General features: G+C 36.3%; 10 protein-coding genes and 1 pseudogene. 2 read left to right on the forward strand and 9 right to left on the reverse strand.

What is annotated here, in order from left to right:
* Window positions 1–179: 179 nt before the first annotated feature.
* The 9 genes and pseudogenes from FD46_RS03900 to FD46_RS03940 form a co-directional block, all read right to left on the reverse strand.
* Complete coding sequence (locus FD46_RS03900; RefSeq protein WP_057895887.1) at window positions 180–1,976, reverse strand: DUF2207 domain-containing protein; 1,797 nt, start codon at window positions 1,974–1,976, stop codon at window positions 180–182.
* Window positions 1,977–2,280: 304 nt separating this feature from the next.
* Window positions 2,281–2,406 carry a hypothetical protein gene (locus tag FD46_RS10665; protein WP_268872844.1) on the reverse strand — a complete coding sequence of 42 codons (126 nt, stop codon included), beginning with the start codon at window positions 2,404–2,406 and terminating at the stop codon, window positions 2,281–2,283.
* Window positions 2,407–2,460: 54 nt separating this feature from the next.
* A complete protein-coding gene (locus FD46_RS03905) occupies window positions 2,461–3,222 on the reverse strand; it encodes a Gfo/Idh/MocA family oxidoreductase (protein WP_235805554.1) in 762 nt (253 codons plus the stop codon).
* A 71-nt stretch (window positions 3,223–3,293) separates the two neighbouring features.
* Entirely contained in the window at window positions 3,294–4,640 is a 1,347-nt protein-coding gene (locus tag FD46_RS03910; protein ID WP_057895889.1) for an APC family permease, read from the reverse strand.
* Window positions 4,641–4,648: 8 nt separating this feature from the next.
* Complete coding sequence (locus tag FD46_RS10350) at window positions 4,649–5,755, reverse strand: amidohydrolase family protein (protein ID WP_057895890.1); 1,107 nt, start codon at window positions 5,753–5,755, stop codon at window positions 4,649–4,651.
* A gap of 9 nt (window positions 5,756–5,764) precedes the next feature.
* A complete protein-coding gene (locus tag FD46_RS10355; RefSeq protein WP_057895891.1) occupies window positions 5,765–7,123 on the reverse strand; it encodes a glutamine synthetase family protein in 1,359 nt (452 codons plus the stop codon).
* 19 nt (window positions 7,124–7,142) lie between these two features.
* On the reverse strand, window positions 7,143–7,877 hold the full coding sequence (locus FD46_RS03925) for a gamma-glutamyl-gamma-aminobutyrate hydrolase family protein (protein ID WP_057895892.1): 735 nt from the start codon (window positions 7,875–7,877) through the stop codon (window positions 7,143–7,145).
* Window positions 7,878–8,133: 256 nt separating this feature from the next.
* Window positions 8,134–9,524, reverse strand: a pseudogene (locus tag FD46_RS10780) (ABC transporter ATP-binding protein); the annotation flags it as partial.
* A 76-nt stretch (window positions 9,525–9,600) separates the two neighbouring features.
* The gene (locus tag FD46_RS03940; protein WP_057895895.1) at window positions 9,601–10,158 is read right to left on the reverse strand and encodes an ABC transporter transmembrane domain-containing protein; all 558 of its coding nucleotides are present in this window, start codon (window positions 10,156–10,158) and stop codon (window positions 9,601–9,603) included.
* A gap of 623 nt (window positions 10,159–10,781) precedes the next feature.
* On the opposite strand from FD46_RS03940, the gene FD46_RS03945 reads away from it, so the two are divergent.
* Both FD46_RS03945 and FD46_RS03950 read left to right on the forward strand, forming a co-directional pair.
* Window positions 10,782–11,876 carry a glycosyltransferase gene (locus FD46_RS03945; protein ID WP_057895896.1) on the forward strand — a complete coding sequence of 365 codons (1,095 nt, stop codon included), beginning with the start codon at window positions 10,782–10,784 and terminating at the stop codon, window positions 11,874–11,876.
* Between the two features lie 157 nt (window positions 11,877–12,033).
* Window positions 12,034–12,864, forward strand: an 831-nt coding sequence (locus FD46_RS03950) for an ABC transporter ATP-binding protein (protein WP_057895897.1), incomplete at its 3' end; no start/stop codon positions are given.

The raw sequence follows: 12,864 nt of genomic DNA on the forward strand, positions 1-12,864 counted from the left end.
GGGTGGTTTATTGTTTCGCACACTAGCGAGCTCAACTAGGTCTAAAGACAATAAATTTAAAAGAACTACGCCAAAAGATAAATTTAGCGTAGTTCTTCAATTTGAATTAAGTTTTTCTCACCTTTTCTTTGACCTCTAAAAATATAAACTGCAATCACTTATAAACAGTACTCAAGCACTTAAAATGCGCCGCCTCCTGAGCCACCGCCGACCCCTCCAGAAGACCCTCCGCTAAAACCGCCTGAACCGCCAATACCAGAAGAACTGTTTCCAATCGCGGTTGTGAAATTAGCACTAAAGGCACTCCCAAAATTAGTATTGCCTGCAATAATGAAAGGATAATAAACTGCAAACCCGTTATCAAGTTCGGTAACTGTGAAATTAGCTTTTAACGCCTTAATTACCTTGTCTGCAAGTCCAAAAACTACTGCATATGGAAGAATCTGTTCCCACAGAATCAAGTCACCGACTTCTTTAAGGTTAAATCGCCCAATATCTTTAAGCATTTTTTTGAAGCATTGCAATTGGTAATATGCCTGCCAACCTTCATTAGAATATGGTGGCCTTTTTTTTGTATAAGAAAAACTTGCTAAATATGCCAATACTAACGAACCAACTGGCAGTATCAATGGCCAAGTGCCCCACAGCAAAAATAACAAAATGCCTGCGAAAACTGTTAATCCGGTCATCCAACCATAGATATACATCCGTAATTTTATATTTTCTTGGTCTTTAAATCCAAGTTTATCTGTCTTTGCAGCTACCTCTTTTTGCCACCTTGAAAAGGCATCTTGTAGCCTTTTTGCGTCAAGCTGGCTTTTCCCAAATTTTTTAAGTGCAGCTAAAGTAAATACTTTACCATTGCCGACATTTTCAAAAAGGACAGTCAGTAAATCATTTTCTTGCAAAATACTTTCATCAAGCAACCTAACTTCATAATTGTTCTTCTTAACTGCAAGCGGCTTAATCTCGACCGCTTTTTGCGCTGCTAATTCAAGCAGATATGCGCTAAAAGCATTTGCGTCAGGCTTCCCATTAGACAAAATAATTTGTGCACTCTCTGCAGAAAACGGCGGGACTTCATATGAATGAACCAGAGGCGCCAGTTTCTGCCTGACATTCCCGCGATGACGGATCATCCAAAATAACCATCCTAAAAATACCAGCAGATAAAGTCCGAGTGTCCCATATTTAAAAATCCCTACCAGTCTTTCATTTGACCTTCTCTTTTCATTCGCCTCTCGTGCGAGTCGGGCTTCTTTGAGCTGAATCCTTTCTTTAGCAGTTTTATCAACTTTTTTAGTATTTTGCGGAGTCACACTGGTAGGGAAAAGAAGATGACTTTCAATAAATTGCCCCGCAGGATTTTCAGCCGTCTCTATCAAAATCTTTCCATCATTTTGGTAAACAGTTGTCCTTCCCGAAAGATCACCATGAGTCCAGGCCTGCAATTTTGTAATATTTCTAGCTGGCAGTTGAATTGTGATCTGGACATCATGGAGTGCAACATCCCAATTTTTCCCAATGATCTTCCAATTCATTTCTGCAGTATCACGGTAATTGGTAATCATTCCATGCAGTCGATATTGATAAATAAAAGTAGCAGTTTTATCTTTTATTGCATGGAAAACCTTAAGCTTCAATTCATTGTCTGTTCTAGTCATCTCATATGAATTATTTTCGGATGTCTGTGTCTGCTTCAGTGAAGTTTCCCCATTTTTTGACTGTAAACCAACTTTTACATCTGAAACATCGTCAATTCCCCTGAGGTCCTGATTGTAGTAGATTCCATTAAAACTACCATCAAAGTCATAAGTGATCCTTTGTGTAAGTACAGCATCTCCATTTTTTTGAACATCCACCTGTGCATGATAATGAGTTATTTTATAACTATCTGCATGTACTGGATTGGGGAAAAAAACAAATATTCCCCCAAGAAACATAATTATAATCCAAAACCATTTTCTATTTTTCAAAATTAACCTCCTCCCAATTTCTACTTTCTTTTTAAATTATCTCAAAAAAAACTTAAAATTAAAACTATTAACTCAGTTTCCACCTTTTCTTATAAAAAAAGGGGAGTGCGCCAATAGTCACGTTAGGCTTTGAGCATTAACTGCGAATTACGAACTTAGTATGAATTTGACTATGAGTAATTCGTAGTTAAGTGGAAAAGACTGACTAATGAAACACATTAATATGGCAACTGCAAAAAAGTACAAAAAAGCTGAGCCAAAACATAAGTTTTAACCCAGTCCCCCATAATTCGAAAATATAACATTATTTTATCTGTCTTTTATATTCTCTCATCATTTCAGCACATAAACGATAACCTAAGAGAATATTTTTTTGTCTCAAATCCGTTGATGTTTCATTCTTAACTGCATCAATAAACAGCTTTACCATTTGCTCATATCCCCTTATTTTTAAAGGTGAATCCCAATTCTCAAAACCAAATAATTATTCACTTCCATTATGCAGTACCCTTAATGCATTCAGGTCATTCAAAACAGACAGTTCATTTGCACTAGTGATTTCGTATATTTCTGAATTTACCTTACTTTGAAAATTCATCGTCAAGATTGTTGTCATTGCATTAGTTTCAATTATTAGAGTAGCAGTTTCAAGCGTTCCCCCACGTTGCTTTATTATAGGAGTTATTTTTTTTATTTCACCATCTAAAAGGTAAACAGCTGTATCAAGAAGCTCAAGAAAAGAATTATAAAACAATTCTTCAACATTTCTCGCCTGAGTCACAACATTTTTTTGAAGAAACAAAACCTGTTTAGCAGGAATTTTTTTTATTTTTTCAACTAATGGCGCAAATCTACGATTAAAACCAATCATAAATATCTTAGAATGAGCCAAAGCCAGTTCTTGCAGTTCCTTAACTTCTGTTGGCTTTTTTCTAAGAGGACCGTCAACAAACACATGAATATTTCTATTGAGACATTTACGTGCAAAATTACAGCGCTGCGGAGCTGACACATGAATAAAACAGGCTTCTATCCCCGCTGCAAATAATTCTTCAAGTGATCCCACCATATTTAACAAATGATACTTAGACATCATTTTGCTGCGAATTCTGGCATTGCTGCTGGCAAAGATAAATTCAGCCTGGTTATACATTTTACTATAGGTGGGCAGATATTCTTTTTGAACATTTACATCTAAACCAATCACGCCGATCTTCACTACAATCTGCCCTCCTTTTCCGTACACTATTATTAACTTTATTTATATCTATTATAACCTACTTTGCTTTTAGATTATCATAAGGCTATTAGCGGGCTTTACTTAGTATTTTCTTTTACTTTTGCTTTTTTTTGAGGAACGAAAAAACCTAAAATAAGCCAAATAAAAACAATATACGGAAAAGTATTCATTGGCCATGCGGGAATCGGCCACAGATTACTATAGATTGGAAAAATCATAACTAAAATACCGATGATAGGTGCCAGCAGATGTTTGAAACGCCCTTGTTTTTGTTTTCTAAAATATGCAATTGCTCCTGTATTAACAAGAACGTAAACCAGTAAAAGTGCAATTACTCCAATTGTTCCAAAATAGTTATAATAATTACCAGCAGAAACCTTAAAACCAATTCCAACAATCGCATAGAAAATCAACGCTAATACCGTAATCAAATCTAGTGCGTGTACTGGGGTCCTTTTTTCTCCTCTTAGATCACCCAGCCATGGCATTAAATAACCATTTTTAGAGAGTGCTTCAAGCATAAAAGCACCTGCATTAAGTGCACCAAAATAACATGCAAAATAACTTGTTACTGATGCAAAGTCGATGAAAATAGCCATGTAGCTGCCAACATAGCGAATTGCCAAATAATTTAAAGGAGCAGTCGAATTTTGCATTTTTCCAATATTAGCGGTTCCAAAACCAATAATTTCTGTATAAGTCACGGTGAAATAAAAAACCATTGCAAAAATAACCGCACCTAGAATAGCAGTTGTGATTGCTTTTGCTGGGTTTTTAGCCCGCGGAGCAATTGTTGCGGAACCTTCAAAACCAGCAAACGACATTAATGCAAAAATCATTCCTGCTCCAATACCGCTTAATGTTCCATTTGCAGGATTGAGAGGCTTTGTCGAAAGTCCGGCATCCCCGCCTTTTAACCAGATAATTAATGTAAGAATAACCAACGCTCCAACAGCAAACAACTCTAATACCAAAGCAAATCTTGTTGAAAATTCAATTCCCTTATGACTCAAAGTTCCCCCTAACAGCAGTACAAATATTACATATAAGGGAACTGGAATTATGATGTTAAAGTGTCTAAAAAAGACATCCAGAAAGTTGCCAACTACTGCAGAGCTGCTAAAAGCAAAAGTAGTATACGTCAAAACTAATAGCCACCCAGAGATAAATCCGGTCTTTTCTCCCAATGCTTTTGCGTTATATGCATAAGCGGAACCCTCTCCTGGAATCTTACGTCCAAGTTCAACAAAAGAAATTCCTACAAATAAGATTCCTAATCCGGCCAGCAGAAAGCCTAGCGGTGCAACAATTCCAGAATTGGTGACAGCACCTGCAGTATTGAAGGCCATAGCTCCAGTAGGTGCCAGCATTGCAACTGAAAGCCCCAAAACTTCTAAAAGCGACAATTTCTTACTTTTCATAATTAACTCCCTTAATTTATATACAGCTCAGCAGCCGTTTGGTAACAGATTTTTCTGATCCAAACCTTTTTTTGCTCTAATGGGACCTCACTTAAATGTGCAAAATGATGCAGTAAAGCAGCTTTGAACCTTGAAGCAGCCACACCATACATTTCAGGATAAGTACTTGCATCGGAAGCAAAAAGATAACGCGAATAAGGTGCCAACTCAAGCGCTTCATCTAACACTCTATTAACTGCGCTCGGCCCCAATGGATCAATCAAAGATGTGTCGAAAAATAGATTAGGAAAAACGCTTGCTAAGTAACCAGCTTCACGATGATATGGGTAGCAGTGAAGCAAGACCACCTTCAACCCCTTAGGACACCAATTCTGTAAAAAGCTTCTCAGTAATAAAGGATTCCCTTCAAATAAATCAGTATCAGCATCTCCATAACCGACATGAAACTGCAGCGGTTTATTTTGTGCAATAATATATGGAGCCAAATTCCAAACTATGTAACTAATTAATGCAGGGTCAGAAAGCCGTTTAACTCCAGAATTTTTCCAACCATGAAAAGCTTTTTTTGCTTCTGCAGTCCCTACCTTGCGCAACCGTAAGCCAAAGCGGTAAGCAGCGATTGATTTAAAACCCACAAATCCATCTTCAACAGCATGGGCAACCTGTTGGGAAAGCTGCCGCCACCATTGCGTAAAAGTTTCTTCCTTTTCCATCCATTCTTGTGCATGCGTTTCAATCCTATATATTTTTTTTACGGCCAAACCAGTAATTTTTTTCATTTCATTCAAATCTATAATTGCATCAGCCGGAACAAATCCTGTATCAACCAGCAACATTTTGAAATTATAATGTTTGAAGATTAATTGGTTGTAAGCTGCATACTCTTTTGCATCCATACTTTGCAAAAAATTTGTTTTGTCTCTAGCAAAGTATTGCGCTTCAGCACGAAAGGCCCACCATGCAAGTCTATTCTTTGTATCACTCAAAGGATAGCTGTTATCAGCTTCAGTAGATACTTGTGCCAGACGTTCTTCCCTTTTTTCAACGTCCCCTTTGATCAAAAAATGGCAATGATGATCAAGCAGAGGCATTGTTTCAATAAATTCCCCTAATTCCATTTTTCCTCCTTAATACAAGTCACGATGCACTGCAGCTATTTGGACAGCAGACATATTTTTAAAGTAACGAATATCCGCTCGTTTGACCTTACAATACGTATCAACTCCTACATCAGTAAAAATAGTGCGAAAATAACTGTCTTCTTCCAATGCTACAAGTGCAGTTTCCAAATCAAGCGGTAATCTTTTAATATTGAGTTTTGTACGTTGTTCTTTAGTCATTGTTGCCGGATCTTCATCAACAAATGTATTAGGCAAGATTTTATTCTTGATTCCATCCAATCCAGCAGCTAAAATTGCGGCAAAAGCCAGATATGGATTAGCCGTTGCATCGCTTGCTTTAAGTTCAATATTCATTGAAGAAGCTTGTTCACTCCAGAATGTAGAGGGAATCCTCACTGCCGCCTCGCGATTATCTTTACCAAATGTCGCATACGCTGAACTCCAATGACCCGGCTGCAAACGCTGATAAGAATTAACAGTAGGACAGGTGAACGCCAGCAATGCACGCATGTGTTTCATGAGGCCGCCAATAAAATAATAACCAGTTTTGCTCAACTGCAATGCATCCGACTCTTCAAAGAAAACATTTTTTTCACCTTTCCACAATGACAGATGAATATGGGCACCAGTTCCTGCAGTTTCAAGGTTAGGCTTAGGGGCAAAAGTTGCGTACAAGCCATAATCTTGAACTACTCGCTTAACTATCCGTTTGAAGCGTAATTCATTATCGGCTGCATTTAAGGGTGTACTTGGCGCAACCGGAATCTCATGCTGTCCAGCACCTGCCTCGGGATAATATTCTACAGGATAGATTCCTACGGCTCTCAGTTTCTTAACAAGTTCCGGTAAAAAGCGATATGCATGGTCCATTGCCTCCGTCGAAAAGCAGATTTTAGGGTTATCAGGCTTAAGCTCAGTTTCAGGATCTTCTTTATACAAAATAAATTCATTTTCATAAGTCATTTTTGCTTCCAAACCGAATTTTTTAAATTGCTTAATAATCTCTTGAAGAATAACCCGTGGATCAAATGCTAATGGCTTTTTTTGCTCATCATAATAATCACACATAACTGTTGCAACCTGAGGAGCATACGGTAAAATGCGTAGCGATTCAAGGTCAGGAACTAAGCGATATTCCCCGACGGCATTCATCCCTGGAACATTTACAATTTCATCTCTTGCAGTAGAAGCTGGCATTGCTCTGGTGATTCCCACTCCATCTAAAAGCCGACTGCTGAGCTCATTAATAAAGACAGTCTTTCCGCGTGATAAGCCGGTATAATCAGTATAAATGAACTCAATTTGTTCAACTCCTTGCTTTTTTAACCTATTCACTAAAACAGAAACTTCAGTTTTTTTATTCACAATAAAAACTTCTTTCTTATCAGCCCTGAGCACGAGACACAAAGTCCGTAAAGAGCTTAAACTCGGTTGGATCATTATGCCATAAATTTTCTGGATGCCATTGTACTGCTAAAATATTTTGGCTTTTTCCTTCAACAGCTTCGATTATTCCATCCGGAGCTACAGCAGTTGCCTCTAAAGCAGGAGCAAGTTCATGCACCGCCTGGTGATGCCGAGAGTTAACTACAACCTCGTCACCTAAAATGCTTTGCAAATGGCTTTGTTTTTTTGTCCTGATATGATGTGTCGGAAAATGACCTAGAGTTGCCTGTGAATGCTGAATAGCATAATTACTATATTGTGCTTTTAGGTCCTGATAAAGAGTTCCGCCAAGTGATACGTTTAATATTTGGATTCCCCTGCAAATACCGAAGATTGGCTTATTTGCAGCAAGTGTTTCTTTAATTAAAGCAATTTCAAAGCGATCTTTTGCGGTTAATGTAATTCCAATTTCTGGAATCGGTTCTTCACCAAAAAAAAGCGGGTCGACGTCTGGGCCCCCTGGCAGTAATAAGCCGTTAAATAGAGCAGCTGCATCTCTTGCCGCTTCTTGGGCGTGACTGTTATCATCTGGAAAAGGTAAAATAATAGGAATTCCACCAGCTGCGAAAATTGCTTCTTTAACATCATGTGGTGCATACGCCGGATAGTCTCCAGGCATCCTTGGATTTATTTCAACTAGTTGATCACTAGGTATTCCAATAATTGGTTTCATTACATTTTTCCCTCTCTTCTTTTAAAATTGCGCTTATTTTATGATAGTAATAAATTCTTTAGATTACAACTCTGAAATCAAAAAAATAAAATGTAATTTTAGCTCATTTATTTTAAATACGATATTACATCCTTTTTAAGTTATAAATTTTTCATTTCACTTCTTCATGCAGTTTAAATTGCAAAGTTGAGCAATCTTTTAAAAAAACAGTTTTACCCCCTCTTTTTACAACCAAGCACTATTTCATATCAAAAAGTTACTGCATAACCTTACTATTCATCGAACTCTGAAGACGATACATTTCAAAATATTTTCCTTCCTGTGAAATCAGTTGAGCATGTGTTCCGTGTTCAACGTTTTGTCCATTATCCAAAACAAGTATCTGATCTGCATCTTTAATAGTTGATAACCGATGTGCTACCACAATTGTTGTTCTTCCGCGCCGAATTTTTTTCAGCTCTTTTTGAATCAGTACCTCTGTTTGTGTATCAAGGTTAGCTGTTGCTTCGTCAAGAATCAATATTTTGGGATCATTTACAATAGTACGTACAAATGAAATCAGCTGCTTTTGCCCAGCCGAATATGTTGCTCTTCTTTCAATAACTTGAGAATGATATTTTTGAGGCAATTCAGTAGCATGTACAAATTCTGCTGCCTGTTTTATCTTTTCATCACTGATTCTTTTATCAAACATACGAACGTTTGATGCAATATCACCATAAAAAAGAAATGAATCCTGTAAAACAAGCCCAATCTTTTTTCGTAATTCTTTGATGCTGATTTCTCTAATATCTTGGCCATCTATGCGGATTTTTCCTTTTCCAAACTCATAAAAACGCATTAGAATATTTATAATTGAACTTTTCCCGCTGTCGGTATGTCCAACAAGCGCAATCGTTTGTCCCGGTTCCGCTGTAAAAGAAATTCTTTTCAATACCGGAGCAAGCAACATCATAACCGAAAGTTACTTTCTCAAACTCAATTTTTCCCTGTCTAATCTTAAAATCAGATTGTTCATTTTGCCGGTGCCAATGTTTCTTCATCTAAAATCCTTAATATTTTGCTGCCAGCAACCATTCCGTCTTGAAAAACCGTCAGATTATTCATCACATCCGTCATCGGATTAAAAAAATTCTGTAAATAAGAAAGAAAAGCATAAATAACTCCAGCTTATACAAATTGCTGAGGCAATTACTTCAGCTAAAACAAACATTAGTGTCACAACAGGATATAGAAACAATGAATCAGCTTTAATCATTGCAAAGCGCTTTTTTAAATAGGATTCATTTATCTTTTCAAATTCTTTTAGTACTCGATTTTCCTGCCCAAATTGTTGAATAACACTCATGCATAACAAAGTTTCGCTCAGTTCAGCATTGATCTTGCTTAAGTATTCACGCATTTGTCGATAGATACGAGAACTGTACCTTTGATAACACATAATCACAATCATTAAAAATGGTAAAAAAGCGAAATAATAGTTGTCAGTCTAACGTTTAAAGTATACATTGCTATCAAAGCCAATATACTAAAAAAAGCTGTTATGAGCAACGTTAAAAAAAGGTTTCAAAAATTAAATAATGTCTTTGTATCGTTGGTTACTCTAGAAACGATTGAGCCAGCAGGAGCTTGATCAAAATAATGCATCAAGAAAATTAGCCTTTTTATTTACCTTAGTATTTCATTTAATATGCTTTTCAAAGTCAGCTTAAATTTGCTGCTCTTAACCCAAAGATTTAATAACTTTGTTTCCTAAAATACTTTCTTGTGTTTTATTATTAATGCTCGAAAACTCAGCTTGCGAATTACTGTAAGCGAAATGTATTTTGTTTCCTAAAACATTAGCAATTAAAGCAGGCAACGGCAAAGGTAAAACCGCAATCAATGTAAGCCGCCAATCAATAAAAAGAACCATTGCAATGATTGTAGTCCTGCCAGTAATCAGGGAATCTGCCAAAGTATCCCCTAAGCCAGCAACTTGTTGAACTGCAGTAACATCATTTGTAGCATGGGCCATCAAATCACCAAGACGATATTCATGATAAAAAGCCGCATCCATTTCCATAAAATGTTTAACTAAACGTGATCCTATGATTCGTTCCAGCAGTTCTGTCAAGACTGCTCCAGTCAAATCTTTACGCTGAATATGATCTACTGCTTTTCCAATTATAAGAGGCAAAATAACATTCAAAAGAGCAACTAACACAAGGAAAAAGCCTCCCAAAAAATAGGCTCTTTTCCGCATTTTGAAAAACCAAGCCAGCTTTTTAAAAATAGACACTTGTTTCTCTCCTTTATTCTTCGAACTATCTTCACAATTCAAATAAATTTAATCGCTTTATTTATAATTTAACGTACTTTTATTAGAAATAATAGAAACAAAATTCTTATATTTTAATCAGCTTTAATCTAATTTTTAAAAAATATTATTTGTATATTTTTGTTTACAAAATTCAACTATTTGAGTTTTTCTGTTGATTAGATCTATAATAAAGTTTAGATGGGGGTAAGTATAATATAGATTCTTTAGTTTCTGTATTGTCATATCAGTTCAACAACCATTTGGATAAGGTTATTGTACCTTTATTTTTTTATTATTTAAATAATGCCATTCTTATGTATCCAACTAGCCATAAGTAAACTATTTTCTTTGTTGATAAAATGAAAGCCGGGTGAATTTTAAAATCGAGTTCTGCATTTGCTTGAAACAAAATCACATACCTTAGCTGTCTGTACTTTTGTTACAACTGCATTATTGTGTTTTAAATTTTTTATAATTAACAAATGCGGTGTAACTATTTTTAGAATTTTTAAGTTAATTAACAATTACTGACTCACTAATACAACTTATTTAAGATTACATCAAATTAATGTTGGCTTCATAAAATGAAAGGATGAATTATCGTGAAAATAACATTAATAACACAGTATTTAGAGGGACATGGCGGTACCGAAAGAGTCATTTCGAACTTGGTCAACGAAGATTTAAAAAATGAATATCAGGTTTTGATCCCTAAAAGCGGAAAACTTGAATGGCTCCAATGGATTACACGTACTACCGGCTACCAACTTAAAATTTGCCATGCACAAGATGCACAAGCACAAAAAGAGTTTATTGAAAAAAATGTTTTAGCAGCAGAACCAGATATCGTTTTGGGGCTCGAAGGCAGAGCTTGTGTAACTGCCTATCAGATCAGGAAAAAATATGACCTTCATTATAAAATTGTTTCTTGGGGACATACCTCCATTGCTGAATCAAACATTTTTGCTCGTCAAGAACTTGCTTTCTCAGAATATCATCTTGCAATTAGTACAGGGATAAAAAAACAGTTGATCGAACTCGGAGTCCCAGCCCAAAAAATCTTTCTGATCTATAATCCTATCCGCACTGTAAATAAGAAAACAATCAGCACACCTAAAGCTAACGCTCCTTTCCATGCAATTTTTATTGGAAGAATATTGTTGGATGATCAAAAAAATGTACGTATGCTTCTTGAATCAATGGCACAGCTTAATATTCCTTGGAAACTGGACATCTTTGGCAAGGGAGCCGATCTTCCAAAAGCAAAAACATTAGCAAATGATTTGCATATTTCACAAAACATTAACTGGCAAGGTTGGATGCCTAATCCTTGGGAAGCAATTAATGAAGCTGATTGCTTGCTGCTCTGTTCAAAATATGAGGGATTCCCAATGGTTGTTATTGAAGCTGCTTCTTATGGCTTGCCAATTGTTTCAACAAACTGTCCTACTGGACCGGCAGACATCATTAATTCCCACAATGGAATTTTAACTCCAATGAACGACCAAAAAGCTTTTATAGCTGCATGCCGGCAAATCTATCGTTTGCGTGGTAAATATAATCATACAGATATCAAAAAAACAGTTTTGAAATTTGATATTTCTCGCTATATTAAGCACATAGAAAACATCTATAACTTAATTGCTGCTGATAATAAAAACACAGATAAATCAGCCATTAAACTTTCTTCTTTATAATATAATCCAGCTTAACTGAGGAGACTACAGGGACTAAGCCCTATCATCTTCTCAGTTTTTTTCGTTTTTTTCGTCCACATTCGTATTTTTAGTCTCGTTCCCACTTTTATGCTAGTCTTAAATTGAAATATATTATGTTTCAACTGGAGGGATCCATATGGCAAAAAAAGAACCAATTTTAATTTTAAAAAATGTCAATAAAGTTTACAAAGGCGGCAATACCGCAATAAGCAATATAAACTTAACCATTCAAAAGGGGGATTTCATCTGCCTTATTGGTACCTCAGGCTCTGGAAAAACTACTACAATGCGTACTATTAATCGAATGATTGAACCAACAAATGGAGAAATTATTTACAAGGGACAAAATATCCGAAAAGTTGACCCTGTAAAACTGCGCAAAAAAATCGGTTATGTCATACAAAATATTGGTTTGATACCTCATATGAATATTTATGAAAACGTAACAATAGTTCCTAAACTACTTAAATGGTCCGAAGAAAAAAAGAGAGCAAAAGCAAAGGAACTGATAAAATTGGTTGAACTTCCGGAAGAGTTCCTAGACCGCTACCCTTCAGAATTATCTGGAGGACAGCAGCAGCGAATCGGTGTTATTCGTGCATTAGCAGCCGACCAAGACTTGATACTGATGGACGAGCCTTTCGGCGCACTTGATCCCATTACACGTGAAGGGCTTCAAGAACTTGTAAAAAATCTCCAAGAAAATTTAGGCAAAACAATCATTTTTGTTACACATGATATGGACGAGGCCTTAAAGCTTTCAACTAAAATCGTTGTTATGGATGAAGGCAAGGTTATTCAAGTGGGTTCACCACAAGAATTACTACGCAATCCTGCAAACGACTTTGTAAAAAAATTAATTGGTGAAGAGCGGTTGCTACAAGCACGTGCTGATGTAACTACTGCAGATCAAATCATAACCACCCGTCTAACGGGTGGTTTGCTCCAGGGCTATAAGCCCTATGTA

It is taken from the genome of Liquorilactobacillus oeni DSM 19972 (genome assembly GCF_001436275.1).
GTDB classification, from domain to species: Bacteria; Bacillota; Bacilli; order Lactobacillales; family Lactobacillaceae; genus Liquorilactobacillus; species Liquorilactobacillus oeni.